Annotated in this window: 25 protein-coding genes; 16 read left to right on the top strand and 9 right to left on the bottom strand. The window is 62.7% G+C overall.

From position 1 onward, the window contains the following. Positions 1 to 8: 8 nt before the first annotated feature. Together ACTJKX_RS21300 and ACTJKX_RS21295 are read left to right on the top strand one after the other, a co-directional pair. Positions 9 to 1,388, top strand: a complete 1,380-nt coding sequence (locus ACTJKX_RS21300) for a leucyl aminopeptidase family protein (RefSeq protein WP_440726423.1) — start codon at positions 9 to 11, stop codon at positions 1,386 to 1,388. An 86-nt stretch (positions 1,389 to 1,474) separates the two neighbouring features. Continuing rightward, positions 1,475 to 2,902, top strand: a complete 1,428-nt coding sequence (locus ACTJKX_RS21295) for an amidase (protein ID WP_440726422.1) — start codon at positions 1,475 to 1,477, stop codon at positions 2,900 to 2,902. Between the two features lie 42 nt (positions 2,903 to 2,944). On the opposite strand, the gene ACTJKX_RS21290 is transcribed toward ACTJKX_RS21295, so the two are convergent. The 3 genes from ACTJKX_RS21290 to ACTJKX_RS21280 all read right to left on the bottom strand — a co-directional run bounded on the left by ACTJKX_RS21290 (position 2,945) and on the right by ACTJKX_RS21280 (position 5,917). Continuing rightward, positions 2,945 to 4,000, bottom strand: coding sequence for a glycosyltransferase family 61 protein (locus tag ACTJKX_RS21290; RefSeq protein WP_440726421.1), 1,056 nt, complete (start codon positions 3,998 to 4,000; stop codon positions 2,945 to 2,947). 197 nt (positions 4,001 to 4,197) lie between these two features. After that, positions 4,198 to 5,013 carry an ABC transporter permease gene (locus tag ACTJKX_RS21285; RefSeq protein ID WP_440726420.1) on the bottom strand — a complete coding sequence of 272 codons (816 nt, stop codon included), beginning with the start codon at positions 5,011 to 5,013 and terminating at the stop codon, positions 4,198 to 4,200. 157 nt (positions 5,014 to 5,170) lie between these two features. Continuing rightward, positions 5,171 to 5,917, bottom strand: a complete 747-nt coding sequence (locus ACTJKX_RS21280; RefSeq protein WP_440726419.1) for a class I SAM-dependent methyltransferase — start codon at positions 5,915 to 5,917, stop codon at positions 5,171 to 5,173. Positions 5,918 to 6,326: 409 nt separating this feature from the next. On the opposite strand from ACTJKX_RS21280, the gene ACTJKX_RS21275 reads away from it, so the two are divergent. The 3 genes from ACTJKX_RS21275 (at position 6,327) to ACTJKX_RS21265 (ending at position 8,703) form a co-directional block, all read left to right on the top strand. Further along, positions 6,327 to 6,677: a MarR family transcriptional regulator gene (locus ACTJKX_RS21275; protein ID WP_311934089.1), complete on the top strand. Its 351-nt coding sequence runs from the start codon at positions 6,327 to 6,329 to the stop codon at positions 6,675 to 6,677. Between the two features lie 80 nt (positions 6,678 to 6,757). Next, positions 6,758 to 7,609, top strand: coding sequence for a C40 family peptidase (locus ACTJKX_RS21270; protein ID WP_440726418.1), 852 nt, complete (start codon positions 6,758 to 6,760; stop codon positions 7,607 to 7,609). 44 nt (positions 7,610 to 7,653) lie between these two features. Further along, the gene (locus ACTJKX_RS21265; protein ID WP_440726417.1) at positions 7,654 to 8,703 is read left to right on the top strand and encodes a serine hydrolase domain-containing protein; all 1,050 of its coding nucleotides are present in this window, start codon (positions 7,654 to 7,656) and stop codon (positions 8,701 to 8,703) included. 15 nt (positions 8,704 to 8,718) lie between these two features. Here the strand turns inward: ACTJKX_RS21265 and ACTJKX_RS21260 are convergent, their stop codons facing one another. Both ACTJKX_RS21260 and accD read right to left on the bottom strand, forming a co-directional pair. Continuing rightward, entirely contained in the window at positions 8,719 to 10,044 is a 1,326-nt protein-coding gene (locus ACTJKX_RS21260; protein WP_440726416.1) for a bifunctional folylpolyglutamate synthase/dihydrofolate synthase, read from the bottom strand. 237 nt (positions 10,045 to 10,281) lie between these two features. After that, on the bottom strand, positions 10,282 to 11,160 hold the full coding sequence (gene accD, locus ACTJKX_RS21255; RefSeq protein ID WP_068283517.1) for an acetyl-CoA carboxylase, carboxyltransferase subunit beta: 879 nt from the start codon (positions 11,158 to 11,160) through the stop codon (positions 10,282 to 10,284). 246 nt (positions 11,161 to 11,406) lie between these two features. Here accD and ACTJKX_RS21250 point away from each other — a divergent pair, with 246 nt between their 5' ends. The 7 genes from ACTJKX_RS21250 to ACTJKX_RS21220 all read left to right on the top strand — a co-directional run bounded on the left by ACTJKX_RS21250 (position 11,407) and on the right by ACTJKX_RS21220 (position 17,950). Next, positions 11,407 to 12,168: an SDR family NAD(P)-dependent oxidoreductase gene (locus ACTJKX_RS21250; RefSeq protein ID WP_440726415.1), complete on the top strand. Its 762-nt coding sequence runs from the start codon at positions 11,407 to 11,409 to the stop codon at positions 12,166 to 12,168. Positions 12,169 to 12,310: 142 nt separating this feature from the next. After that, positions 12,311 to 13,183 (top strand): 2-dehydro-3-deoxygalactonokinase, encoded by an 873-nt coding sequence (locus ACTJKX_RS21245; RefSeq protein ID WP_394310726.1) that lies wholly within the window; start codon positions 12,311 to 12,313, stop codon positions 13,181 to 13,183. Between the two features lie 36 nt (positions 13,184 to 13,219). Continuing rightward, positions 13,220 to 13,864 carry a 2-dehydro-3-deoxy-6-phosphogalactonate aldolase gene (locus ACTJKX_RS21240; protein WP_440726414.1) on the top strand — a complete coding sequence of 215 codons (645 nt, stop codon included), beginning with the start codon at positions 13,220 to 13,222 and terminating at the stop codon, positions 13,862 to 13,864. A 179-nt stretch (positions 13,865 to 14,043) separates the two neighbouring features. Further along, positions 14,044 to 14,946 (top strand): ribokinase, encoded by a 903-nt coding sequence (locus tag ACTJKX_RS21235; protein ID WP_311934078.1) that lies wholly within the window; start codon positions 14,044 to 14,046, stop codon positions 14,944 to 14,946. Between the two features lie 290 nt (positions 14,947 to 15,236). Further along, complete coding sequence (secB, locus tag ACTJKX_RS21230) at positions 15,237 to 15,719, top strand: protein-export chaperone SecB (RefSeq protein ID WP_068283502.1); 483 nt, start codon at positions 15,237 to 15,239, stop codon at positions 15,717 to 15,719. Positions 15,720 to 15,884: 165 nt separating this feature from the next. After that, entirely contained in the window at positions 15,885 to 16,901 is a 1,017-nt protein-coding gene (locus ACTJKX_RS21225; protein WP_440726413.1) for a hypothetical protein, read from the top strand. A gap of 122 nt (positions 16,902 to 17,023) precedes the next feature. Further along, positions 17,024 to 17,950, top strand: coding sequence for a DMT family transporter (locus tag ACTJKX_RS21220; protein WP_440726412.1), 927 nt, complete (start codon positions 17,024 to 17,026; stop codon positions 17,948 to 17,950). 38 nt (positions 17,951 to 17,988) lie between these two features. Here the strand turns inward: ACTJKX_RS21220 and dnaQ are convergent, their stop codons facing one another. The 4 genes from dnaQ to ACTJKX_RS21200 all read right to left on the bottom strand — a co-directional run bounded on the left by dnaQ (position 17,989) and on the right by ACTJKX_RS21200 (position 21,010). Then, positions 17,989 to 18,678 (bottom strand): DNA polymerase III subunit epsilon, encoded by a 690-nt coding sequence (dnaQ, locus tag ACTJKX_RS21215; RefSeq protein WP_440726411.1) that lies wholly within the window; start codon positions 18,676 to 18,678, stop codon positions 17,989 to 17,991. A gap of 141 nt (positions 18,679 to 18,819) precedes the next feature. Beyond that, positions 18,820 to 19,410 (bottom strand): dephospho-CoA kinase, encoded by a 591-nt coding sequence (coaE, locus tag ACTJKX_RS21210; RefSeq protein ID WP_415081883.1) that lies wholly within the window; start codon positions 19,408 to 19,410, stop codon positions 18,820 to 18,822. A 106-nt stretch (positions 19,411 to 19,516) separates the two neighbouring features. Next, entirely contained in the window at positions 19,517 to 20,350 is an 834-nt protein-coding gene (locus ACTJKX_RS21205; RefSeq protein ID WP_440726410.1) for a shikimate dehydrogenase, read from the bottom strand. Positions 20,351 to 20,368: 18 nt separating this feature from the next. Continuing rightward, positions 20,369 to 21,010 carry a Maf family protein gene (locus ACTJKX_RS21200; RefSeq protein ID WP_440726409.1) on the bottom strand — a complete coding sequence of 214 codons (642 nt, stop codon included), beginning with the start codon at positions 21,008 to 21,010 and terminating at the stop codon, positions 20,369 to 20,371. 231 nt (positions 21,011 to 21,241) lie between these two features. Between ACTJKX_RS21200 and ACTJKX_RS21195 the strand changes: the two genes are divergently transcribed. The 4 genes from ACTJKX_RS21195 to ACTJKX_RS21180 all read left to right on the top strand — a co-directional run bounded on the left by ACTJKX_RS21195 (position 21,242) and on the right by ACTJKX_RS21180 (position 25,211). Next, positions 21,242 to 22,354, top strand: a complete 1,113-nt coding sequence (locus ACTJKX_RS21195; protein WP_394310738.1) for an ABC transporter ATP-binding protein — start codon at positions 21,242 to 21,244, stop codon at positions 22,352 to 22,354. Beyond that, a complete protein-coding gene (locus ACTJKX_RS21190) occupies positions 22,354 to 23,274 on the top strand; it encodes an ABC transporter permease (RefSeq protein ID WP_440726408.1) in 921 nt (306 codons plus the stop codon). The genes ACTJKX_RS21195 and ACTJKX_RS21190 overlap by 1 nt, the downstream gene beginning before the upstream one ends. Continuing rightward, positions 23,267 to 24,067: an ABC transporter permease gene (locus ACTJKX_RS21185; protein ID WP_367623544.1), complete on the top strand. Its 801-nt coding sequence runs from the start codon at positions 23,267 to 23,269 to the stop codon at positions 24,065 to 24,067. Before ACTJKX_RS21190 ends, ACTJKX_RS21185 begins: the two co-directional genes overlap by 8 nt. A gap of 109 nt (positions 24,068 to 24,176) precedes the next feature. Continuing rightward, positions 24,177 to 25,211: an ABC transporter substrate-binding protein gene (locus tag ACTJKX_RS21180; RefSeq protein WP_311934068.1), complete on the top strand. Its 1,035-nt coding sequence runs from the start codon at positions 24,177 to 24,179 to the stop codon at positions 25,209 to 25,211. Positions 25,212 to 25,381 lie beyond the last annotated feature (170 nt).

The raw sequence follows: 25,381 nt of genomic DNA, 5'->3' as shown, positions 1-25,381 counted from the left end.
GTTGCCCCATGCCCGAGCCCCTGCTTGCCGCCGCCGAAAACGCCGTCCCGATCTGGTTCGCCACCAAGCAAAACCTGGGCGCTGTTGTCGGGTCCTTGCCGCAGGCGCAGCGCGACTGGATCGCCGCAAACGGCTTCGAGGCCGCACCGGGCCGCCACCTTGTCCTGCCCGGAGCCGAAGGAACCCTGGGCGGCGTGTTGTTCGGCCTGGAAGGCGAGACGGCCCGCCACCGTGATGGCTTCCTTCCGGGGAAACTCGTCACCGTGTTGCCGCCGGGCACCTATCGCTTCGCCAATGCCAGCCATGACGACCGGCTCGCCGCCTTGGGCTGGGTCCTCGGGCTTTATCGCTTCGGCCGCTATAAGCGTAACGATATCAAGGCTATCAGCCTGGCCGCGCCCGATGGAGTCGATCGCGACGAAATTCTGTCGATCGCCGAGGCGGTGGCGCTCGGACGCGACCTCGTTAATACGCCGGCCAATGATCTCGGCCCGGCGGAACTCGCCGAAGCAGCCCGTTCCCTGGCCGAACGGCATGGCGCCGAGTTCCGGGTGACCCTGGGCGAGGAACTGCTCGCCCAGAACTTCCCGATGATCCATGCCGTCGGCCGCGCCTCTTCGCGTGCGCCGCGGCTGATCGATCTCACCTGGGGCGACGCCGCCCATCCCAAGGTGACACTGGTCGGCAAGGGCGTGATCTTCGACACCGGCGGCCTCGACATCAAGCCGTCGGCCAGCATGCTGCTGATGAAGAAGGACATGGGCGGGGCCGCCTCGGTGCTCGCCTGCGCCAGCATGATCATGGCGGCCGGCCTCAAGCTGCGCTTGCGCGTGCTGATCCCGGCCGTCGAGAACGCAATTTCCGGCGATGCCTTCCGGCCCAGCGACATCCTGGCCTCACGCAAGGGGTTGAGCGTGGAGATCGGCAATACCGACGCCGAGGGCCGCCTCGTGCTCGCCGACGCCCTCGCGCTTGCCGATGAGGAAGCGCCGGAGCTGATCGTCGACATGGCGACGCTGACAGGTGCCGCCCGCGTCGCCCTCGGCCCCGACCTGCCGCCTTTGTTCTGCCGCGACGAGAAGGTGGCAACCGATCTCCTCGCCCATGCCGCCCGGGAGAACGATCCGCTCTGGCGCCTGCCGCTCTGGCCCCCCTATGACGCCATGCTGGACTCCAAGGTCGCCGATCTCAACAACGCCCCCGGCGGCGGCTTTGCCGGCTCGATCACCGCGGCCCTCTTCCTCAACCGCTTCGTCGAGAAGGCTGGGGCCTATGTGCATCTCGACATCTTCGCCTGGACCCCTTCCGCCAAGCCCGGCCGGCCCGAGGGCGCCGAGGTGATGGGCGCCCGCGCCCTCTATGCCTATCTCAAGGCACGTTTCGGCTGAGGCGCCGCCAACCGACCGACCGGGGCCGGTGGCATCGCCGGCTCCGGCTATAGCAAAGCCAATCCAGCCTTCCGGGAATTTGCACCATGGGTAGCCACGACGAACTGATCCGCCTGACCGCTTGCGAGGTCGTCGAGCGCCTCAGGCGGCGCGAGGTCAGCCCGCTCGATCTGGTCGAGGCCTCGCTTGCCCGTATCGAGGCTGTCGACGGCAAGGTCAATGCCATGGTCACGCTCTGCCCCGAGCGCGCCCGCGACCAGGCCCGCCGCCTGATGGCGACCCCGCCCAGCGAAGACCCGCACTGGCTCGGCGGCCTGCCGCTCGCCGTCAAGGACCTCAACGACGTTGCCGGCGTACGCACGACCTATGGCTCGCAGATCTACAGGGATCACGTGCCCACGCGCTCGGACATCATGGTCGAGCGCCTGGAAGCCCGCGGCGGCATCACGATTGGCAAGAGCAACACGCCCGAATTCGGCGCCGGCGCCAACACCTTCAATGCCGTGTTCGGCGACACGCTCAACCCCTGGGACACCAGGCTGAACGCCGGCGGCTCGTCGGGCGGGGCGGCCGTGGCACTGGCCACCGGACAGGTCTGGCTGGCCACCGGCTCGGATCTCGGCGGTTCGCTGCGCACACCCGCGAGCTTCTGCTCGGTGGTGGGCCTGCGCCCCTCGCCCGGCCGGGTCGCCAGCGGCCCCGACGGCATCAAGTTCGAGACCCTGCCGGTCAACGGCCCGATGGCACGCAATGTCGAGGATGTCGGGCTGATGCTCGACGCCATGGCCGGCTGGCATATCGAGGACCCGCTGTCGCTGGAAGAGCCGGCCATCGGCTTTCGCGAGAGCGTCCGCCGCCGGCAGGCGCCCAGACGCGTCGCCTTCTCGCCCGATCTCGGCGTCACCCCGGTCCATTGCGAGACCCGGGCAATCGCCGAGGCCGCGGCAAGAAAACTGGAGGAAGCTGGCTCGATCGTCGAGGAAGCCTGCCCCGATTTTGCCGGCGTGCCCGAGGCCTTCCAGACGCTGCGGGCTCTTTCCTACGCCGCCGGCATGCGCGAACTGCTCGAGACCCGCCGCAGCGAACTCAAGCCGGACGTGATCTGGAACATCGAGAAAGGGCGCGCTCTCGATGCCGATACAATCGGTGCCGCCATGCTCCGTCGCAGCAAGCTCTATGACGACGTCGCGGCCTTCTTCTCGCACTATGACGTGCTGATCGCCCCAGCCGCCTGCACGCCGCCGCTCGGCATCGAGCAGCGCTGGGTGCGCGAAGTCGAGGGCACGGTGTTCGAGAACTATGTCGACTGGCTCAAGATCGCCAGTGTCGTCACCATGACCTCCTGCCCCTCCCTGGCCATGCCCGCCGGCTTCACCGCCGACGGCCGCCCCGTCGGCGTGCAACTCATCGGCCGGCCGCGTGGCGAGGCGGCGCTGCTAAGTGCGGGCGCCGTGCTGGAGGAGTTGCTGGGGCTGAGTAGACTGGTACCGATCGAGCCCAAAGCGATAGCTTGATCTCGATGCGGCAAAGCTGATTGGCGCCGAGCTCTCTTGGAACTACGAAAAAGCCAACTTGGCCAGTTCATCACCCAGTGCTTTTGGGTTTAAAATTAGATAATCAGAAAAAACACTATTCAAAATTTTCTTTTCCGAAACTCGAAGCATATCGGCCGGAGCTTTATATATTTCTGTCTTATTTTCACCGATGGCATCCGTTAGAAAATAGTTATGAATAAACTCTCCTTGATGATTTATTGCAATCATCCTTGAAGATTTGTGAGCAAATGCCGATGTATGAAACGCGGACCCAATAAATCCACACACGGCTTTATATTTTTTAAAAATTGAGACTTGTTCTCTAAAGGAAAGGTCCTGCGGATGAACTATGTCAAAACCTAAGGCTTGTAACGTGGCCTCGAGTTCCTGTTCTCCAACAATCCCATTGGATGGTTTCGCCACTTTACTTCTAGATAGATAAACGGGCCTATCAATCTTCAATGCATCGGTCTCGGCAAGAAATTCTCCGATTTTTCTATAGAGAGGTCTCGCCGCCTCTAAAGTTACAGCATAACTCAGTTGAACGCACGGTCCAGGAATGTAAATGTCACGCAGACGCTCTGGCTTACGGCACTCATAAATGTCATTTCTTGTTATTCCTAGAGCACTCATTATTTCAGAAATATACGCAACGTTATACCACTGATCGGTGCTCGAAGAATCAGATTGAAAGACAATTCTTCTTCCATTTAATCCATCTTTTGTTATACACCAAAGACGGCATAAGCTTTCAAGGATTACGTGACCATAATTCCTTCCTGGTTCGGGAAATATCTTACCACCATAAATGAAACCTGACTGAGAATTATCTTCCACGTCTTCAAGTAAGCAAGAAAGTTCAGCTTTCTGAAACGGCATATGGCTTTTGAACCAATAGTCGATTGCCGTATCTATGGATTTTCCCTGCGCGTCGAATACACCCCACGCCCCACCTCTAACCAGAGGTGTTACGATAGCTTCCTGAAAATGATCATATCTAGGCAAACCTTCTCTAAACACCAAGGAGTTCCTGATGTTCTCGACCGGGAATGGAACCAATTTACTGAACTCACTCATTTTAAACTATCCCTTAGGAAGTGCAGGTGAAGGAAGGGTAAGAGCTCACTACCCAAGGAATTAGGAAGAAGGTGTATCGTGATCTATGAACACGTCATAAAAGCGATCTTTAACATTTCGAAGCTCTATTGAGTTGCCTACGACGCTCCTATTTGGCGGGCTACCACGCTATGCGCCTCCTTATGAAAAACGGAGACTTACCGCATGGATAAAACATGCCCTCTCAGAAGCCGCTCCAATATGAGACCAAGCGCAAGCGTCACAACACCAAAGCCAATCGTATAAGTCCGATCAAGCAGATGCTCACCATATCCCTCGTAATATGCTGCGCGCATCCACTCAACGACCTGAAGAGCAGGGTTGTAGGATAACCACGTTCGGAATGGATCGGGTATCGCGCTCGGAACGAACATGACGCCTGACGAGGCCCAAACGGCCACATTCATGAGTGCATAACCCGTCATCCACATCTGGAACACCATCATGATGACGCTATTAAGTACACCCATGCCCAATCCGAGCAAAATAGCTGCCAAAATGGCGCTAAACGCCTCAGCCATATCTTGAGGCGCGATTGGAATATTGAAAGACCACCCTAAAATAATCATGACTATCGCGACCGCAAAAGCCGATAAGATCTCGAGCACGGCGCTAGCAATCAGAACATCCAGCAACTTTACTTCTGGCAATCCGAGCAACGGCCTGTTCGCCGCCAGATCCACCATCATGAAACGCGCGAGATAGGAGAAAACCATAAAGGGCACAGAGCCGGTTGCAATAAACAACACGGCGCTTTCGCCGAAGGGGGCCGATCGCCCCCCTATGGTAAATATCGCAATCAGCAGCAGGATGTGGGCAACAGGCCACCCAACGGCCAGCAGATAACCTGTGCCATGAGCGAAGAATCGCGTTCTAATCGTACGCAAGAGGACTGCGGCGAGTACCTGCCGTTGCCGTCGCACCGCGGCCCAAAAGCTCGGTACCTGATATCCAAGCATTGTCACCATACTCATCCCGATATGTCGGCTACAGGGAAAATGTGGCAGAAAGTCCGGAATGCATCTGTTGGCCTAAGAAAGTTGATCGGTAATGCTTGCGTTACGCCAAAGTGAATACAATTGCCTATATAAACCGACGCCTGCTAAATCCGCTCCATAACAGTTGTAAATTTTACAACCAAAACAATCTTCTCATATCTGATGCGGTATTGACAGACGAAGTTGAAATAACTTTACATTCATCAAAATACCTAGCCACTCCATATTCATCCAGAGAGATGCCTGACCACACTTTCCAAATATCTGAATAGTTATTCACTAGAGCTTCTGACTCAGGATTTAGATTTGTGATTGCCACAAGACCTGTAGGAGCCGCATCAAATACATATATATCTAGATCCGGCCTATTTTGTTTTAGAATTGGAAGCACCTTCCAAACATCGCCTGTCCAAGGAACAGCGCCGCCTGGATATTCCCGAACCGTCATTTCGGCGTTGAAAGGCAACATATCATGAAGAAATACAATTGAGTTCTTTTTACAATGCCGTTCTGTATTATAGAAATCTCGAAGCAAGGTTTCCGCCTCGTGCAATCCATCCAAAAAAGCGATATCAATTTTTGCAGACAACAGAGCTTCCGGGTTATAATCAGCGAAAAACCGATCACTCGGCATAGAGAATAGCATCGTTACCGCTCTTTTATTATTTATAGACTCAGGAGATACGGTAAACATTGGATCAATTGCAATAGAATTGCAGGTAGAATTTGCAAGAGAGGCACCCGTTGCAGTTCCAATCTCCAAATATGTTTTTGGTTTAAGAAAATCGTGAAACTTTTTCAAGAAACTGTAATATATCTCTCCGCTTGAACGAACATAATTCTCAGATAGGCGGTCGACTAGCTCATTCAATTCAGACATATTACAAACCTTCGCTGCATAGTAACGATAAAATCGTCTAGGTATACACAAGTTATATTGCAATATTATTGCTGATAACTTTTAACTTTCAGTATGTATACCTGGAGTTTCGCTCTATCCTCAAATCACAGAATTTATTCCAAATTGCAAGCCAGGAATAGTTCACCGTTCTTGAAGATGAGCTTTCGCCAATCATCAATTTCGATATATCTGAATTGAATGTTCAGAGATAGAGGACCTTGCCATTCGCTTTCGCGCGCGCCGTCGAGCATACTTGGCGCCTCCCTCAAAAGTCGATGATTGCGGAAGCGGTAGTCCTCTTAGGTTCCCTCTCGAATTAACCCAATCTGCGTGATTACCCCCTATCCTGGTCCTTCGAATGCCGGCGGCAGGGAGGCACAGAGGGGCGATGGCGGTGGAGATGCGGCCGGCGCAGGCGTTGCGGCTCTGGCATGACGTCATGCTGACGCTGGTGCGCGACGCCCAGCCAGATCTGTCGAGCCGGCAGCTTGCCATTCTCCTCACCGTCTATCTGGAAGCCCCGCCCCATACGGTGCGCGGCCTCGCCGCCAAGCTCGATGTCACCAAGCCGGTGATCACCCGGGCGCTCGACAGCCTGGCCAAGCTCAAGCTCACCGCGCGGCGGCGCGATGAGTTCGACCGGCGCAATGTCATCATCCAGCGCACGGTGGACGGTGCGCTCTATGTCGAGAAGCTCGGCGACATCCTGGTCGCCCTTGGCAAGGACCTTCCGCGCTGACGACCCTGGGGGTGCGAAGATCTTGCGGGACGGCACAGGCTGCTCCATTGAAGACAAGACCCGTTTGAAGGACTGTTGCATTGACTGCCCATGATCGTCGCATCACCCCGGCTCGGCCGGACCTTGCCGCAGCCTCGCTACGCGGCATCGTCACGGCGCCACGCTATGTCGAGGGCAGCGAGCGCCGCGTCATCGAGACAGCGGTGCCGTTGCGGCCGGATCCGGATTTCTCGGCCTCCATCGATACCGAGCTTCTCTTTGGCGAGAGCTTCACCGTCTATGACGAGATGGAAGGCTGGGCCTGGGGCCAGGCCGACCGGGACGGCTATGTCGGCTGGCTGTCCGCCAATGCGCTGGCGGCCCCGCGCCCCGCCACCCATAGCATCGGCGTGCTGCGCAGCTTCATCTACCCCGTACCGTCGATCAAGGCGCCGGTGATGCTGGCACTGAGCCATGGTTCCGTCCTTTCCGTGGTCGCCAGCGAGGGGCAGTTCCTTCGCCTCGAGGATTGGGGCTTCGTCTTCGCCGCCCATGCCAGGCCTGTCGATTCCAAGGAGGACGACCCGGTCGCGGTCGCCGAGCGTTTCCTCGGAGTGCCCTATCTGTGGGGTGGCAAATCGAGCCTCGGCCTCGATTGTTCGGCCCTGGTGCAGACGGCACGCCATGCCTGCGGCCTGGCCTGCCCGCGCGACAGCGACATGCAGGAAGGCGAACTGCCGGGCGAGCGGCTCGACCCCGCCGGGCCTCTCGCGCAATTGCGGCGCGGCGACCTCCTGTTCTGGAAGGGCCACGTCGCCATGGTCCGCGACGAAACGACGATGATCCACGCCACCGGCCATACCATGACCGTGACGGTCGAGGGCCTTGCCGACGGCATTGCGCGCATCGCCGCGGCGGGCAGCCCTTTGCGCAGCATCATCCGGCCGGATTGAGCCGGGCTGATATTCTCGACTTCGGCTAGAGGGAACCAATCATCATGACCTCGATGGATGCGCCGGCAAAAGCCACGGGCGGCAGGCTGACCATGCAGGACAAGCTTGCCGCCGGTATCGCCTCCGGCCTCTTGCGTGACCTGCATGTCGTCCTCGCCAGCCAGGACGGACGCATCATTCTCGAGCATTACCAGGCTGGCGTAGACGAGAGCTGGGGCAGGCCGCTCGGCGAGGTCGGCTTCGGGCCGCAGACGCTGCACGATCTGCGCTCGGTCACCAAGAGCGTCGTCGGCCTGCTCTATGGCATCGCCCTCGACCGCAAGCTCGTGCCGCCGCCGGACGCGCCCCTGCTGCCGCATTTTCCGGACTATCCCGACCTCATCGCCGCATCCGACCGGCAGGGGCTGCGGATCGAGCATGCCCTTACCATGACGCTCGGGCTCGAATGGGACGAAGAGCGGCCCTATACCGATCCGCTGAACAGCGAGATCGCCATGGAAATGGCGCCGGATCGCTACCGCTTCGTCCTCGAGCGACCCGTCGTCGCGCAGCCCGGGACGCGCTGGATCTATTCGGGCGGTTGCGTGGCTCTGGTCGGCGAGCTGATCCGGCGCGGAATCGGCAAGGCCCTGCCCGAATTCGCCCGGGAAACGCTGTTCGAGCCACTCGGCATCGACAGGTTCGAATGGATCGCCGGTGACGACGGCGTCGCCTCGGCGGCTTCGGGCCTGCGCCTGCGCGCCGCCGATCTGCTGCGGATCGGCGAGCTGGTGCTCGCCAAGGGCCTGTGGAACGGCGATCGAATCATATCGCAGGCCTGGATCGAGGCCTCGTTGAAGCCTGCCATACCGACCGGTGACGGTCTGGCCTATGGCCGGCTGTGGTTCATCGGCGCAGACGCAACGACAGCCCTGCCCGGCGGCGAGCGTCCCTGGATCGCCGGCTTCGGCAATGGCGGCCAGCGCCTCTGGCTGATGCCGGATGCCGGCATCGCCGCCGTGATCTATTCGGGCAAATACAATGCGCCCGACGCCTGGGTGACTCCGACGCGCCTCTGGCGCGAGATCATCCTCGCCAATGCAGGAAAAGCCTGAGGCAGCCTCTGGGGCCTATTTCGGCGCCGTGCCATTGAAGGCGAGGATCTCGCCGGCGAGATAGAGCGAGCCGGTGAGCACGACGCGAGGTGCCACCGGAAAGGCTTCGCTGGCGATCGCCTCGAGCGCGGCCTGAAGACTGCCATGGGCGCGGGCAGCGAGCCCGGCCTGGCGCGCCGCTTCGGCCACGGCCTCGGGGGCGCGGGCTGCAGCACTGTGCTCGATCGGCACCGTATGCACCTCACGGGCGAGACCGGCGAAATTGTGCAGGAACCCGTCGGAATCCTTGGTGGTCAGCATGCCCGTCACCAGCACCAGCGGCCGGGGATTGCGCTCCTCCAGTTCGGCGAGGGCCTCGGCCAGCACACGGCCGCCATCGACATTGTGGCTGCCGTCGAGCCAGATCTCGGAGCCCGGTGGCAGCAGGGCCGGTATGGCACCCTGGGCGATGCGCTGCAGGCGGGCGGGCCATTCCACTGCCTGCATCGCTTTCTCGAAATGGCCATCCTCGACGGTGAACAGGGTCTGGCTGCGCAGCGCGGCGATGGCAAGACCGGCATTGCGGTGCTGGTGTCGCCCGGCAAGGCGCGGCAAAGGTAGATCGAGCAGGCCGCTCTCGTCCTGATAGACCAGGCGGCCATTCTCCTCATGCACGTCGAAATCCTGCCCGCCAATCACCAGTGGTGCGCCGACCCGCGCGGCCACGCTTTCGATCACGGCCCTGACAGCGTCGATCTGCGGATAGATCACGCCGGGTGCGCCGCGCTTGAGGATGCCGGCCTTCTCGCGGGCGATGCCCTCGATGTCGGTGCCGAGGAAATCGGCATGGTCATGCGAGATCGAGGTGATCACGCTGAGAAGCGGCTTGTCGATGACGTTGGTGGTGTCCATGCGTCCGCCGAGCCCCACCTCCAGCAAGAGGACGTCGGCCGGATTCTCGGCGAAGAGCTTGAAGGCGGCGGCGGTGGTGATTTCGAAGAAGGTGATCGGCGCGCCGTCATTGGCCTGCTCGCAGGCCTCGAAGGCCTCGATCAGCATGTCTTCGCTCACCAGGGCGCCAGCGCTGCCCCTGGACCCGGCCAACCGGATACGCTCGTGGAAATGTACGAGATGGGGCGAGGTATAGACGTGCACGCCATAGCCGGCGGCTTCCAGCGCCGCGCGCAGGAAGGCGATGGTCGAGCCTTTGCCATTGGTGCCGGCGACATGGATCACCGGCGGCACCTGCCGCTCGGGATGGCCGAGCTTGGCCAGCAGCCTCTCGATCCGGTCGAGCGAGAGGTCGATCTTTTTCGGATGCAGCGCCATGAAGCGGGAGAGATAGGCGTCGGACTGCGTCATGGGTGTGAGAACCGAAGAATCGAGGAATGAACTACAGGGTTGAACGGGGCACATCCAAGCCGCGTCGGCTTTGGCATTTGCGCTCCAGCCCGTTCCGGAGCCGCCCTTTGGTAGGCAGCCTGATGAACTCGTCCCGCGGAGAGATGGCTTGCCCGAACCGTCTCGAATGAGCCTCCACGCCGCGACGATCGAAATGGGCGCTGCCGACGTGGCAGCGGCGGATTACAGCCCTTTGTCTCAGGCGGCTTCCGCCGGGATCTCCTTGGGCGGGGTCTTGGTCAGCAGTCGGCAGATGCGCGCGACGGTGGCCTTCATCTCGTTGCGGTGAACGACCATGTCGACCATGCCATGCTCCTGCAGATATTCGGAGCGCTGGAAGCCCTCGGGCAGTTTCTCGCGGATGGTCTGCTCGATGACGCGCGGACCTGCAAAGCCGATCAGGGCTCCCGGCTCGGCCAGCTGCACGTCGCCAAGCATCGCATAGGACGCAGTGATGCCGCCGGTGGTCGGGTTGGTCAGCACCACGATATAGGGCTTCCTGGTTTCCCGGAAACGCTGGATCGCCACCGTGGTACGCGCCATCTGCATCAGGGACAGGATGCCTTCCTGCATGCGCATCCCGCCGCCGCACGCGAACACCACGAAGGGTACGCCGCGATCGGCCGCCGTGAGCAGGCCCTTGACCACCGCCTCGCCGGCCGCCATGCCGAGCGAGCCGCCCATGAAGTCGAAATCCTGCACGGCAATCACCGCCGACACGCCATCGACCGTGCCGGCACCGAGCTTGACCGCATCCGTCATGGCGGTCTTGGTACGGGCATCCTTCAGCCGGTCGACATAGCGCTTCTCGTCCTTGAACTTGAGCGGGTCCGGCACGACCTCGGGAAGCGCGATGTCTTCCCATTTGCCGTCATCGAACATCAGCTTGAGGCGCTGCGTCGCCGTCATGCGCATGTGATAGTTCGAGGCCGGGATGACGTAGTTGTTCTGCTCCAGGTCCTTGTGAAAGACCATCTGCCCCGTCTCCGGATCCTTGATCCAGAGATTCTCGGGCGTGTCGCGGCGCGAAAAGAAGTCCTTGATACGCGGCGGAACGACGTTGGCGATCCAGTTCATGGGATACCTTTAAAAGCACGGCGCCCGCCCAAGGTGGGTCGGGGCTGCAGATCAATCATGTTGCCCCTACTTAGCCGTTCCAAACGCCTTTGTCAGCGCCCCCGGCGCATGACCGCCATCCGCCTCGCGGGTTTCCGGCGACAAGTCGAGCCATCCCACTCGACACACGCTGGACGGCGCACCCGAACCGCGCAATATGTAGGACGAATCCACGTTCAGACCGAGAAGCATCAGGGAGTCCCAGGGATGGCGAACGCCATTTATCCAGATCTGAAAGGCCGCACCGTCGTCATCACCGGCGGCGGGCAGGGCATCGGCGCCGCCACCGTCAGGCTGTTCGCCCATCAGGGCGCCAAGGTCGGCTTCGTCGACATCGCCGAAAAACCGTCGCAGGCCCTGGCGGACGAACTCAACCAGAGCGGCGCCACCGTCCTGTTCAAGAAGGCGGATATCACCGACATCGAGGCCCTGAAGGACGCCATCGCCGACATCAGCGCCAAGCTCGGGCCTGTCACCGTGCTGGTCAACAATGCCGCCCATGACCAGCGTCACAAATTCTTCGAGGTGACGCCCGACTATTTCGACGACCGGATCGCCGTCAACCTCAAGCACGCCTTCTTCGCCGCCCAGGCCGCCATCCCCGACATGATCGCCGCCGGCGGCGGCGCCATCGTCAATCTTGGTTCCGGCTCCTGGCTGATGGGCTCGGAGGATCTGAGCGCCTACGCCACCGCCAAATCGGCCGCCTACGGCCTGACCCGCGTGCTGGCCCGCGAATTCGGCAAGGACAATATCCGCGTCAACTGCGTCATTCCCGGCTGGATCATGACGGAGCGCCAGCTCGCGCTCTGGGTCGACAAGGCGGGCGAGGAAGCGATCGCACGCAACCAGGTGCTCAAGCGCAAGCTCGTGCCCGACGATATCGCCAAGGCCGTGCTTTTCCTCGCCTCGGAGCAATCCTCGGGCATGACCAACCAGCAGATCATCGTGGATGGTGGCTGGTATTGAGCCAGCCTTCGTATTCAGCGAGGATCGAGCGCCTCGATCCTCGGCACCGATAAAGGCTCGATGCTCGCCATGGCGCTTGCGCGGCGGCGGACGGGCGCGCATGTAGGCGCGTCGAACCCAACACCAACCGGATTGGACCAGCATGACTTCCGAACTCATCGCCGTGGACTGGGGCACCAGCCGTTTCCGGGCCTATCGCCTCGATAGTGCCGGCAAGGTGCTCGACCGGGTCTCGGCCGAGGACGGCATGTCGACAGTCCCGGCCGGTGGTTTCGCGGCCGTGCTGGAGCGCCATTGCGGCGCCTGGATGAAGGCCAGCCCCGATGCGCCGGTACTGATGGCCGGCATGGTCGGTGCCCGCAATGGCTGGGCTGAGGCCGCCTATGCGCCCTGCCCCGCTTCGCCCAAGAGCCTTGCAGAGGCGCTGCTGCACATCGACGAGCGGATTTCGATCGTTCCCGGTGTGATCGCACACGATGAAACCGGCCCCGACGTCATGCGTGGCGAGGAAACCCTGATCTTCGGCACCGATGTCCGCAATGGCCTGGTCTGCCTGCCCGGCACCCATTCCAAATGGGCAAGGGTCGAGGACGGCGTCATCACCGGTTTTGCCACCTTCATGACGGGTGAGACCTACGCCCTCTACCGCCAGCATAGCCTGCTCGCCCGCCTGGCCGCCGAGCCCGAGGATCTCACCGGCTTCGACGACGGGCTGGAAGCGGCCACCGACGAACGCGGCCTGCTGAACCGCCTGTTCCAAGCCCGCACCCGCGTGCTCGCCGGTGAGATGAGCGGCGAAAAGGTCGGCCCCTATCTCTCCGGCCTGCTGATCAATGCCGAGATCGAGGGCGCCTTCAAGCGCTACGGCGCCGACCATCTCGTTACGCTGGTCGCGGACGGCGTGCTGGCCAAACGCTATGTTTCGGCGTTGAGGGCCCGCGGCAGCGCCATCGAGATCATCGCGCCGGAACGGGCTTTCCTCGATGGTCTTTCCACCCTCGCCGCGGCTCGCTGACATCCGGCCCCTCGAACCGACAACAAGGACACAACCATGAGCCTCACCCTCGCCTCTGCCCTGGCCGAGATGCCGCTGGTCGCCATCCTGCGTGGGGTCAAACCGGACGAGGTGGAAGCCATCGCCGAGGCGATCGTCGCGGCCGGCATCCGCATCCTGGAAGTGCCGCTCAACTCGCCCGATCCTCTTCGCTCCATCGGCCTGCTCGCCCGCGGCCTCGCCGGACGTGCCTTGGTCGGCGCCGGCACCGTGCTGACCGTCGACGACGTCGCCGGCGTCGCCGAGGCCGGCGGTACGGTAATCGTCTCGCCCAACACCAATGTCGAGGTGATCCGGGCCAGCAAGGCGCGCGGCCTCCTCTCCCTGCCGGGCTTTTTCACCCCGACCGAAGCCTTCGCCGCGCTGGAAGCCGGGGCCGATGCGCTGAAGCTGTTCCCGGCCGAGATGGCATCGCCCGCCGCCGTCAAGGCCATGCGCGCCGTGCTGCCACGCAGCACCAAGGTGCTGGTGGTCGGCGGCGTCTCGCCCCAGACCATTCCGCCCTATCTCGCCGTCGGCGTCGACGGCTTCGGCGTGGGTTCGGACCTCTATGCTGCCGGGCGCAGCGCCACCGAAGTCGGCGAGCGCGCGGCTGCCCTCACGGCCGCCATCCGGGCGCTCAACGGCGAGCGCACGGCCTGAACCTGTCCCAATAGTGTTTTTGCGATTTGACGAAGCCACCGAGAATCGCAAAGGCGCGTCGAGCCAAAGAGTTTGAGCAAACAAGCGTTCAGTCATGAACGCATTTTGCTCTGGAGAGGCCGAGTTGCGCGCCTCGCCTTTCCCGTTATGCTTTCCAAAACAATCGAGGAAACCGCCCTATGATCGTCGTGTTCGGTTCGCTTGGCGTGGACCTGGTCACCAATGTCAGCCATATTCCCCACCCTGGCGAGACCGTGCTGTGCGAAGGTTATTTCATGGTGCCGGGCGGCAAGGGCGCCAATCAGGCGGTGTCGGCGGCACGCGCCGGCTCGAAGACCGCCATCATCGGCTCGCGCGGCAATGACGGCTTCGCCGATCTCGCCCTGTCGGTGATGCGGGAAGCGGGCGTCGATGTCGCGCCGGTGCTGCCGGTCGACAAGCCGACCTGCGTCGCCCTGATCACGGTGGACGAGAAGGCCGAGAACGCCATCGTCGTCGCGTCCGGCGCCAACCAGGCCACGCGCGCCGCGCAGCTCGAGACGTTCGACCTCGCTGAGGGCGATATCGTGCTGCTGCAGCGCGAGATCCGCGATTCCGAAAATTTCGCCGCCATCAAGCATGCCAAATCGCGCGGTGCCCGCGTCGTCTTCAACGTGGCGCCCGCCGGCCCGCTCCCCGAAGAGGTCCTGCGCCTCGTCGACGATCTCGTCGTCAACGAGCATGAGGCCCTGGTAGTGGCCAAAGCTGCCGGTATCGAGGCGACCGATCCTGTCGAAGCCGCCCGTGTGATCAGCGAGCGCTTCGGCTGCGCCGGCATCGTGACGCTGGGCGCCGAAGGCGTGGTCGGCTGGAGCAAGGGCACACGCCACACCGCACCGGCCCTCAAGGTGACGCCGGTCGACACCACCGCCGCCGGCGACAGTTTCACCGGCGCCTATGCTGCTGCCCTCGACCAGGGCCTCGGTTTCGACGCTGCCCTGGCTCGCGGCGCCGCCAGCGGCTCGCTGGCCTGCACCCGGCCCGGTGCCCAGTCCTCCATCCCGACCAAGGCCGAGATCGACGACGCCCTGCGCCAGTCATAGCCTGAAAATTGGCAAGGCGCGGCGAGCGCTCGCAGGAGCGGAAGTTCAAGCTCCCCTTGTCGCCACGGCCCTGGCGTGGTACCCGCGCGCTGGCTCAGCGGCCTGTCATGATCGGACTGCCGCTGGATTGTGATTCCTAGAGTATGGTGTCTCCAAGCTGGAACGCGCCTTGCCCTAGCCCTTTGTTCTGACGCGTCGTTGCCAGGTTCGGCGGCCTTGCCGGACCACAAGACGCTCCGGAGCGCTTTTTCCTTCGGCCCAAGGGCTGCACACCCACTAAGGAACTCGAAATGGCGAACGAACAGCAGAACGGCCCCGAAGAGGCGCAGGAAGTCCAGCCCTCCCTCAACGTGCTGGCGCAATACATCAAGGATCTCTCCTTCGAGAACCCCAATGCACCGCGTTCGCTCGGCAACCTGCAGAACTCGCCGCAGATCCAGCTCACCGTCAACGTCAATGGCAAGCCGCTCGGTGGCCCCGACTACGAAGTCGAGCTTTCGATCGAAGGCGGCGCCGGCGAAGGCGCCAACACCCTGTTCAAGTTCGAGCTGCTCTATGGCGCGGTGATCCGTCTTGCCGGCATCCCCGAAGACAACATCCACGCCATGGTGATGATCGAAGGCCCGCGCCTGCTCTTCCCCTTTGCGCGCCAGATCATCGCCGACTGCACGCGCAATGGCGGCTTCCCGCCCCTGATGATCGACCCGATCGACTTTGTGGCGCTCTATCGCAACCGCCTCGCCCAGAGCCAGCCGACCGTCGGCCAGGCCTGATCGTCGCGAACTGCGCGACTCTCCTGAACAGGACCGGCGGCGCGCACCCGATGCGCCGCCCGGTATCTTGTGAAACAAGCGCCATTCCCGAAGCGGCGCTATGATCGGAAATCGATCATCCGGCACCCCTCGACAAGGCCAGGACCGGACACAGGAGGAATGGGCTTGGGAACGCGGCGACTGATCGTCGGATGCCTTGCCGCGGCCATGCTCGTTGGCGGCGGCATTTATGCCATCGGCCAGCAACTGCGCAGCTGCGGCCTCATCGATGTCTGGCTCCGCCGCAGCGGCTGCATCGCCGCCCATGAATTTCCGACTCTGTTCGACGGCAAAAGCCTCAACAATCCCGCCATGGCCTTCGAAGGCGATAGCGATCGCCTCGCCCTGGCGATGACCGAAACCCGGCCGGCCACCGCCGCCGGCGCTATTCCCCAGCGCTACATATTGCTTGAAGTATCGGCCGAATCGGGCACGGTCCTCAACCGCACACCACTCGGCGGCTTCGAGGAAGGCCGGCTCAACGGTGCCATCCTGCTCGCCTGGAACGGCCGCCATGCCGCGATGGCCATACCGCAGCCGGGCAAGGCAGCTGCCCCTGCCGCCAAGGAACAGGTCGCGGCGACCCTCAAGCTCATGGCCCTGGCGGGCGGCGAAGCCGGCTGGGAAAAGCCGTTGGACGACATCCCTGCAAGCCGGTCCGGCTTCGGCCAGTTCGACCCGGACAATCAGCGGTTCCGGCTTTTCACCGGCGCATGGACGATCGCAGGGGAAAAGATCGATCGAGGCCAGGTGAATTGGAACAGGGCATTCGGCTCCGGCGACATGCCGGTGAACACGCCCGACGGCACCACCGCGGTCGTCCGCGCCGACAAGGGCGCGATCGAAATCATACAGGCCGACGGCCGCAGATCCAGCCACGATCTCGGCATCGCCGGCGGGCAGATCTCGACCAACTGGCTGCTGCTGTCGCCGGATGGGCGCAGATTGTCCCTGATCCTGCGCCCCGTCGGGGCAGACGGCATCCTGCAGGTTTGGGACATCCGGACCGGCCAGCGCCTGATGGATGCGGTCGTACCCAGGCTCGCCACGGAAGCGGCATGGTCCGCCGATGGCCGCCGCTTGGCCGTCCGCCGCAGTGGCCGCGAAGGTTCGGGCTACGCCCTGTTTGCCATTGACGGCTGAGACCTACGATCGCGATGTTCGATCCAGCATCGGTACTGTCGGCATGAGACCGCAGGAAGCGGGTGGCATCGATCCGGCCAGTGCCGCAGATCTCGAGAAAGCTCGCTCTGCGGACAAATACGATGTCGATACCGGCCACTCCCAATCGCCCGATGAGCCTCGTCGAATGGGGCCTGCTGCTCGCCCTCTCGCTGCTCTGGGGTGGATCCTTCTTCTTCACCGGCATCGCGATCGAGGCCTTGCCGCCGTTCACCATCGTCCTGCTGCGCGTCGGTCTCGCCGCGCTCATCCTGCTGGTGGTCCTGTCGTTCCACGGCCAATCCCTGCCGCGCGAGCCGCGTCTTTGGGCTGCCTTTTTCGGCATGGGCCTGCTCAACAACGTCACACCCTTCTGCCTGATCGTCTGGGGCCAGACGGAGATCGCCTCGGGCCTTGCCGCCATCCTCAATGCCACGACGCCGCTATGGACGGTGATCGCCGCCCATTTCCTCACAGCGGAGGAGCGCATGACCGGCAATCGCCTTGCCGGGGTACTGATCGGGCTCGCCGGCGTGGCCGTGATGGTCGGCCCGCAAGCCCTCGCCGGCCTCGGCGCACAGCTTGCTGCGCAGCTTGCTGTGCTCGGCGCCGCGATCTCCTATGCGCTTGCTGCCATTTTCGGCCGCCGCTTCCGGATCCTCGGCGTGCCGCCGATGGTTACCGCCACCGGGCAGGTCACGGCTTCCGCCCTGATGCTGGCACCGGCTGCGATCATCGTCGACCGGCCCTGGACGCTGGCCATGCCAAGTCTGCCGGTCTGGGCGGCAATCTTCGGCCTGGCCGCCATGTCGACGGCGCTCGCCTATGTCCTCTATTTCCGGATCCTGACCACGGCAGGTGCCACCAATCTGGCCCTGGTGACCTTTCTCATCCCGATCAGCGCTATCCTGCTCGGAGGGTTCGTGCTCGGAGAAAGGCTCGATCCGAAGCATTTCGCCGGGATGGTCTTGATCGGCCTGGCTTTGATGGCGATAGACGGCCGTCTTTTCAGGCGCCTGCGCCCGGCATGAGACAGGCCGGCTGTCAGACCGTTATTCCAACGGCCCCGTCACGGTGCATATTTCTTCCACAGGGCGTTCTCGCCCAGGCCGGCGATGAAGGCTTCGTGGGCGGCCAGTTCTTCGGGCCGGATGCGCGACGGCAACGCCTTGGGGCGGGGCCCGACCGTGCCGCCCCCAGCGCGGGCGACGATGGCGGCGGAGGCTGAAGCCAGGCTGAGCGCCGTCTGGCGTCCGCCGGTCAGCTCGATATAGACCTCGGCCAGGATCTCGGCGTCGAGCAAGGCGCCATGCTTGACGCGCTTGGAATTGTCGATGCCGTAACGCTGGCAGAGTTCGTCGAGCGAGGCACGCGCGCCGGGATGCTTGCGCCGTGCCATGGCCAGGGTATCGACGACCCGGTCCATCGCCAGGGCCGCGAGGTTGACCCGTTTCAGCTCCGCATTGAGGAATCGCATGTCGAAGCCGGCATTGTGGATGACGAGATGGGCGTCACCGACGAAATCGACGAATTCCTGGGCAAGTTCGGCAAAGAGCGGCTTGTCGGACAGGAACTCGGCCGAGAGCCCATGCACGTTGAAGGCTTCCACCGGCATGTCGCGCTCGGGATTGAAATATTTGTGCCAGGTGGCACCGGTGGGATTGCGGTCGATCATCTCGACACAGCCGATCTCGACCAGCCGATGCCCTTCATTGGGATCGAGGCCGGTGGTTTCGGTATCGAGGATGATCTCGCGCATTTAGGGTCCGTCGTCAGCTATGGTTTGGAATTTGATGAGGTCAAAAATAGTCAAATGGGAGGAGAGAGCGTAGCCAAGTCTTTCGTCTTGGCAAGCGAAGCGACGCTGCAGATGACCATTTTTCACCTCACCGCTTCCGACTCAGGCGGTGGAGGACAGGGCCGTGATTATGGCATCCACCTGACTCTGGGCAAAGTCGAGACCCTTGCTCGAATCGATGATGAAATGGGCGCGGCGGCGCTTTTCCACATCCGGAACCTGGCGGGCCAGGATCACGGCGAAGCGTTCCTCGTCCATGCCGGGACGCGCCATCACGCGCTCGCGCTGGATGCGGGCGGGCGCCGAGACCACCGCCACAGCCCGGCAGCGCCGTTCGCCACCGGTCTCGTAGAGCAGGGGGATGTCGAGCACGGCAAGGTTCGCCCCCTTGGCGCGGGCAGCGGCCAGGAAATCCTGTTCGGCAGCATGCACGAGCGGATGCACGATCGTTTCGAGAGTGCGCATCGCCTCGGCATTGCCGAATACCTGCCGGCCGAGCTTGGCGCGATCGATCACCCCATCCACGGACACCCCCGGAAAGGCTGCCTCCACCGCCTCCACGGCCGGCCCGGCATAGAGACGATGAACCGTGGCATCAGCGTCGTGCACCGGTACGCCCCGCGCGCGGAACATCGCCGCCGTCGCCGACTTGCCCATGCCGATCGAACCGGTCAGGCCAAGGATGAAGGTCATCATCGCCTCCAGGGAGCATGCGCCCCCATTCGTATCGTGATCACACCGGCACGCCAGCAGGGATCGTCAAGAAATCTTAGGCTTACAAATCCCAAGCCCTGAAATCCTACGCTTTCGCCTCGATGTCCGCCAGCACCAGCGCCCGCAATCGCGGCGTCACCTCGGGCCGGGCGCCGAACCAGCGCTCGAAACCGGGAACGGCCTGGTGCAGGAGCATGCCGAGCCCATCCACCGTGGCAAGGCCGAGCTGCCGGGCCGCGGCGAGCAGCGGTGTCTCCAGCGGCACATAGACGATATCGGTCACCAACGTCGATTTCGGCAGGCGCGAGAGGTCGAGATCGAGCGGCGGCTGGCCCTTCATGCCGAGCGATGTGGTGTTGACCAGGAGATCGGCCTCTTCAAGGGCGGTCTCGACCTGGTCCCAGGCCAAAGCCGTGACCTTCGTGCCGAAATGACGGGCGAGAGCTTCGGCGCGTTCCAGCGTGCGGTTGATCAGCAGGATCCGCTCGGCGCCGCGCTGCAGGAGCCCATAGAGAATGGCTCGGGAAGCACCTCCGGCCCCCAATACGACGGCCTGCTTCATCCCGGCGCTCCAGCCCGGGGCTTCCTGGTCGAGATTGGCGAGGAAGCCGGCGACATCGGTATTCATGCCTTTGAGCTGGCTGCCTTCGAACCAAAGCGTGTTGACGGCTTCAAGATCGCGCGCGACAGGATCGTCCACGCTGGCGAGGCGGAAGGCCGCCTCCTTATGCGGCACGGTGACGTTGCCACCGACGAAACCCTGCTCGGCCAGGGTCCTGACAAAGGTGTCGAACGCGGCAGGCTCGACGGCGATGCGCTCATAGCTGCCCTGAATACCGAGTTCCTTCAGCCAGAAGCCGTGAATCAGGGGCGAGCGCGAATGGGAGATGGGGTAGCCGACGACGAAGGCACGTTTCATGGCAGGTCCTGTAAAGGCTCAGGCGGTCGCAAGGCCATGCTCGCGCAGCGCGGCGAGCAAAGGCAGCAAGGGAAGGCCGAGAATGGTGAAATAATCACCCTCGATCGCCTCGAACAGGGTCACGCCCAGCCCTTCGAGCTGGTAGCAGCCGACACTGCCCAGGATGGCCTCGCCCGCGCGGGCAAGGTAGTCGTCGAGGAAGGCATCGGAGAAATCGCGCATGGTCAGGCGGGCGCTGGCAACGCCGCTCGCGATGACGTCGCCGTCCCGGGCCACGGCATAGGCGGAGTGGAGTTCGTGGCGCCGTCCACGCAGGACAAGGAGCTTGTCGCGAGCCTGCGCCAAGGTCGCCACCTTGGAAAAGCGCTGCTCGCCCAAGGCCATGGTCTGATCGGCGCCGATCACCACCGCGCCCGGCGCCTCGCGGGAAACGGCAAGGGCTTTCTCGCGGGCAAGCGCTTCGGCAACCCGGTCGGGGGCCAGATTGTCCGCCTGCCATCGGCGTTCGAAGCCGCGCTCGTCGATCGCTGCCGGGATCGCCTCGATCGCCAGCCCGGCGGCACGCAGCATCTCGCCGCGAATGGCGGATTTGGAGGCCAGAATGAAGCGCGGCGATGCTTCGCCAGCCCTGCCTTCGGCCCGACCGTCAACTTTTTTCATGCGCCTGAAAATCCCGTTTTTCTGCGTCTGCCTTAGCAGTCCGCCCCGCTTTTGCGTAGGGGAGCGGTCGAAAATGCCGCATGATCGCTGCCTTCAGCCGCAGGGGTTGCCTGAAAATCCTGCACACCGGCCCGTTGCAAACCGTCGGATATTGTGATCACATTATCGAAAGCCAAGAAAAATGAACCGAGACGAGCCTGGCCGTGAGCCAAGGCAGATGAGGGGTTGTGCGTGCCGGACGGAACGGTTGTCAATTCAATCGAAGTTCGCGATGTGCGGAAGGTTTTCGGCGCTGGCGACCATGCCTTCGTCGCTCTGGATACGGTCAGCGTATCCATTCGCCAGAATGAATTCTTCACCCTGCTCGGGCCGTCGGGCTGCGGCAAGACCACGCTGCTGCGCCTGATCGCCGGGTTCGATTTCCCCACCTCCGGGCAGATCCTGCTCTATGGCGAGGACATTGCGGGCCTGCCGCCCTTCAAGCGGCCGGTCAACACGGTGTTCCAGAGCTATGCCCTCTTCCCGCACATGTCGGTAGCCGAGAATATCGGCTTCGGCCTGGAAATGCTGGGCAAGCCCAAGGCCGAGATCGGCACGCGGGTCGCCGAGATGCTCCGCCTGGTGCGCATGGAGCACTTGGCCGATCGCAAGACCAGCCAGATCTCGGGCGGCCAGCAGCAGCGCGTGGCGCTTGCCCGCGCCCTGGCGCCCCAGCCCAAGGTGCTGCTGCTCGACGAGCCGCTCTCAGCCCTCGACTACAAGCTGCGCAAGGAAATGCAGCTCGAATTGAAGCGCCTGCAGCACGAGACCGGCATCACCTTCATCTTCGTCACCCATGACCAGGAGGAAGCCCTGGCCATGTCGGACCGCATCGCGGTGATGTCCGCCGGACGGATCCTACAGGTGGGCGGCCCGCGCGAGATCTACGACACGCCGGCCGAGCGCTTCGTCGCCGAGTTCATCGGCGAGACCAATTTCATCGAGACCGATTTCCTCGGCCGCAACGGCGCCCAGGCCCGCGTCAAGCTGCCCTCGGGCCGCGAAATCACGGCCGGCCTCAGTGACGGGCACCAGCCCGCCGACAAGACCTGGCTGGTGGTGCGCCCCGAACATGCCCAGCTCACCGCCGCCGAAGGCGCCCTCCTGGCCGGGACGGTGGAGAATGTCGTCTATCTCGGCACCGATACGCATTTCCATCTGCGGCTCGATCACGGGCCCCGCTTCACCGTGCGCCGGCAGAATACCGGGGCTGGAGCGGTGACCAGCCCAGGACAGGCCTTCGAGCCTGGCCAGCGCGCCGGCGTCACCTTTGCCGAAGGCACAGCCCGGGTGTTGAGGGACTGATGACGGACGCTGCCGAAATCGCCGCCAAGGCCCGCCGCAACGAAACCCGCAACCGCTGGCTGCTCTCCGCGCCCGCCCTCTTCGTGATCCTAGTCGCCGCCACCGGCCCGCTCCTGATCGTGCTGGTCTATTCCTTCCTGGTGCCGGGACCCTATGGCGACGTGAAGTGGCAATTCTCCACCGAAGGCTGGACCTCGGTCCTCTTCGAACGCGACATGTTCGACGACACCCTGTCGCTGGCCAGCGCCCATCTCACCATCTTCTGGCGCTCGGTGAAGCTGGCGCTGATGACCACCGTGGTGACCTTGGCGCTCGGTTTTCCCACCGCCTACTTCATCTCGACGCGACCGGCCCACCGGCGCGACCTCTGGCTGTTCCTGATCACCATCCCGTTCTGGACCAACCTTCTGATCCGCACTTTCGCCATGCTGCAGATCATCCGGAACGAAGGCCTGTTCAACATGGTGCTGATCAAGCTCGGCGTGATCTCGGCGCCGCTGCAGATCCTCTATACCGATACCGCCATCCTGGCCGGCATGGCCTATGTCTACCTGCCGCTGATGGTGCTGCCGATCTATGCCAGCATGGAGAAGTTCGACTTCCGCCTGGTCGAGGCCGGCTATGATCTCTATGCCAGCCGCTTCCAGGTGCTCCGCCGCATCATCATCCCGCTGACCAAGCCCGGCATCGTCGCCGGCTCCATCCTGGTGTTCATTCCCGCGCTCGGCGCCTATGTCACGCCGAACCTGCTCGGCGGCGGCAAAAACATGATGCTGTCCAACCTGATCGAGCTGCAGTTCGGCCAGGGCCGCAACTGGCCGCTGGGCGCTTCGCTCTCCATCACGGTGATGGCGATCGTGATGGTGGCGCTGCTGGTCTATGTGCGCAACACCGGCGGCTCGGGGGTGAAACATGGCTGAGCCCTTCTCCATCCGTCGCCAACCTGGCTTCACCACCATCGCTCTGCTCTGCTTCGTGCTGCTCTATCTGCCGATCGTGGTGATGGTGATCTATGCCTTCAATGAGGCGACGTCGGTCTCCACCTGGGGCGGCTTCTCGCTGAAATGGTTCGTGGCCGCCTGGAACAACGACCAGGTGGTCGATGCCACCCTGCGCTCCTTCCAGATCGCCACCATCGCCGCGGTGCTCTCCACCGTCTGCGCCACCATGGCGGCGCTGGCGACCACGCGCACCGAAGCCTATCCGGGCCTCACCTTCACCTATTCGGCCATCAACCAGCCGCTGATGGTGCCCGAGATCGTCACCGGCGTGGCGCTGCTGATCTTCTTTTCCCGCATCAAGATCGTCACTGGCTATGACGGCCTGGCCTATCTGATCGCCGCCCACACCGCCTTCTGCGTGCCCTTCGCCTATCTGCCGATCCGCGCGCGCCTGGAAGGCATGGACCTCACCTTGGAGCGCGCCGCCGCCGACCTCTATGCCACGCCCTGGCGGGCCTTCCGGCGCGTGACGCTACCGCTGCTCTGGCCCGGCATCCTCGCCGGCCTGATGCTGGCCTTCGTCACCTCGCTCGACGATGTGGTGATCACCGAATTCGTCAAGTCCGGCGGCCAGGACACGCTGCCGACCTACATGCTCGGCCAGCTGCGCCGCGGCGTCACACCCGAAGTCAATGCGCTGTCGACGGTCTTCCTGCTCTTGTCCGTCGTCATCGTCACGATTTTCTTCTTCATCAGCAGGAAGAAAGACTGATGCGCCGGATGGAGCGAAGATCGCATCTTCGTCCAACCGCCGCATCGCCACTCAGGTTGGGGGCAATAGAGCTCAAGCCGGTGCCCCGGCTTTGTAACGGGAGACAGAGATGAACTGGAAATCGACGGCCACAGCGGCCGCCCTGGCGCTGCTCGCATCCACGAGCCTCGCCAGCGCGGAGGGCGCGCTCAACATCTTCAACTGGGGCAACTACACCAGCCCGGAGATGATCAAGAAGTTCGAGCAGAAATACAACGTCAAGGTCACCATCACCGACTACGACTCCAATGACACGGCGCTCGCCAAGGTGCGCCAGGGCGGCACGGGCTACGACATCGCCATGCCCTCGCAGAACTTCATCCCGATCTGGATCTCCGAAGGCCTGGTGCAGGAGGTCGATCCCTCCAAGATGGAGAACTTCAAGAACGTCGCCAAGGAATGGGCCGATCCGCCCTTCGATCCCGGCCGCAAATATTCGGTGCCGTGGGCCTGGGGCACGGTCGGCGTCGTTGTTAACACCGACGTCTACAAGGGCGACATCAACACCTGGGGCATCATCTTCGACACGCCGCCCGAGCTGAAGGGCAAGACCAATGTCGTGCCCGAGATGAACGACGTTATCCACGCCGCCATCCGCTACAATGGCGGCAAGATGTGCGATGGCGACAAGGCCCTGCTCAAGAAGGTGCGCGACACCCTGGTCAAGGCCAAGCCCAACTGGATCGCCATGGAATACAACACCATCGAGAAGATGGGCGCCGGCGACTTCAAGGCTTCCAGCGACTGGAACGGCTCGGCCCTGCGCCAGCGCCTGGGCCACCCGCAGATCCACTACGGCTATCCCAAGGAAGGCGTGCAGCTCTGGAGCGACAACATCGTCGTGCTGAAGGAGGCCAAGAATGTCGAGAACGCCAAGCTGTTCATGAACTTCATGATGGATCCTGAAAACGCGGCGATGAACTCGGCCTTCCACCGCTATGCCAACGGCATCGCCGGTTCGGAAAAGTTCATGCCGGCCGACATGAAGGATGCGCCTGAGGTCAACGTGCCCGAGGCGATCATGAAGACCGCCGAGTTCTCGCATGCCTGCCCGCCCGAAGTGACCGAGCTCTACAGCAAGATCTGGACCGAGCTGCAGAAATAGGCGCTGTCCGTCCCGATCGGGCAGAATGACGCGCCTTAGCCTTCTCCCCTTGTGGGAGAAGGTGGACCGGCGCGGCCGGGCCGGATGAGGGGTCGCACCGTCCTCTCAGCAAGGTTGCGTTTCTCCCCTCATCCGCCCCCAAGTCTCCTGCTTGAACGCGAGGTCCTGAA

The sequence above is a fragment of the Labrys sp. 22185 genome (assembly GCF_052045555.1).
GTDB lineage: Bacteria > Pseudomonadota > Alphaproteobacteria > Rhizobiales > Labraceae > Labrys > Labrys neptuniae.
Note: the sequence above shows the minus strand (reverse complement) of the source record. Positions and strands in the feature narration are given on the sequence as shown.

Excerpts from the sequence above, each read along its gene's own strand:
- ACTJKX_RS21185 (WP_367623544.1), top strand. The coding sequence starts at position 23,267 with ATGGCTGAGCCCTTCTCCATCCGTCGCCAACCTGGCTTCACCACCATC.
- ACTJKX_RS21245 (WP_394310726.1), top strand. The coding sequence starts at position 12,311 with ATGACTTCCGAACTCATCGCCGTGGACTGGGGCACCAGCCGTTTCCGG.
- ACTJKX_RS21180 (WP_311934068.1), top strand. The coding sequence starts at position 24,177 with ATGAACTGGAAATCGACGGCCACAGCGGCCGCCCTGGCGCTGCTCGCA.
- ACTJKX_RS21200 (WP_440726409.1), bottom strand. The coding sequence starts at position 21,010 with ATGAAAAAAGTTGACGGTCGGGCCGAAGGCAGGGCTGGCGAAGCATCG.
- ACTJKX_RS21260 (WP_440726416.1), bottom strand. The coding sequence starts at position 10,044 with ATGACGCAGTCCGACGCCTATCTCTCCCGCTTCATGGCGCTGCATCCG.
- ACTJKX_RS21300 (WP_440726423.1), top strand. The coding sequence starts at position 9 with ATGCCCGAGCCCCTGCTTGCCGCCGCCGAAAACGCCGTCCCGATCTGG.
- accD (WP_068283517.1), bottom strand. The coding sequence starts at position 11,160 with ATGAACTGGATCGCCAACGTCGTTCCGCCGCGTATCAAGGACTTCTTT.
- ACTJKX_RS21295 (WP_440726422.1), top strand. The coding sequence starts at position 1,475 with ATGGGTAGCCACGACGAACTGATCCGCCTGACCGCTTGCGAGGTCGTC.
- dnaQ (WP_440726411.1), bottom strand. The coding sequence starts at position 18,678 with ATGCGCGAGATCATCCTCGATACCGAAACCACCGGCCTCGATCCCAAT.
- ACTJKX_RS21275 (WP_311934089.1), top strand. The coding sequence starts at position 6,327 with ATGGCGGTGGAGATGCGGCCGGCGCAGGCGTTGCGGCTCTGGCATGAC.
- ACTJKX_RS21290 (WP_440726421.1), bottom strand. The coding sequence starts at position 4,000 with ATGAGTGAGTTCAGTAAATTGGTTCCATTCCCGGTCGAGAACATCAGG.
- ACTJKX_RS21235 (WP_311934078.1), top strand. The coding sequence starts at position 14,044 with ATGATCGTCGTGTTCGGTTCGCTTGGCGTGGACCTGGTCACCAATGTC.
- ACTJKX_RS21220 (WP_440726412.1), top strand. The coding sequence starts at position 17,024 with ATGTCGATACCGGCCACTCCCAATCGCCCGATGAGCCTCGTCGAATGG.
- secB (WP_068283502.1), top strand. The coding sequence starts at position 15,237 with ATGGCGAACGAACAGCAGAACGGCCCCGAAGAGGCGCAGGAAGTCCAG.
- ACTJKX_RS21240 (WP_440726414.1), top strand. The coding sequence starts at position 13,220 with ATGAGCCTCACCCTCGCCTCTGCCCTGGCCGAGATGCCGCTGGTCGCC.
- ACTJKX_RS21205 (WP_440726410.1), bottom strand. The coding sequence starts at position 20,350 with ATGAAACGTGCCTTCGTCGTCGGCTACCCCATCTCCCATTCGCGCTCG.
- ACTJKX_RS21250 (WP_440726415.1), top strand. The coding sequence starts at position 11,407 with ATGGCGAACGCCATTTATCCAGATCTGAAAGGCCGCACCGTCGTCATC.
- ACTJKX_RS21190 (WP_440726408.1), top strand. The coding sequence starts at position 22,354 with ATGACGGACGCTGCCGAAATCGCCGCCAAGGCCCGCCGCAACGAAACC.
- ACTJKX_RS21285 (WP_440726420.1), bottom strand. The coding sequence starts at position 5,013 with ATGAGTATGGTGACAATGCTTGGATATCAGGTACCGAGCTTTTGGGCC.
- ACTJKX_RS21280 (WP_440726419.1), bottom strand. The coding sequence starts at position 5,917 with ATGTCTGAATTGAATGAGCTAGTCGACCGCCTATCTGAGAATTATGTT.
- ACTJKX_RS21265 (WP_440726417.1), top strand. The coding sequence starts at position 7,654 with ATGACCTCGATGGATGCGCCGGCAAAAGCCACGGGCGGCAGGCTGACC.
- coaE (WP_415081883.1), bottom strand. The coding sequence starts at position 19,410 with ATGACCTTCATCCTTGGCCTGACCGGTTCGATCGGCATGGGCAAGTCG.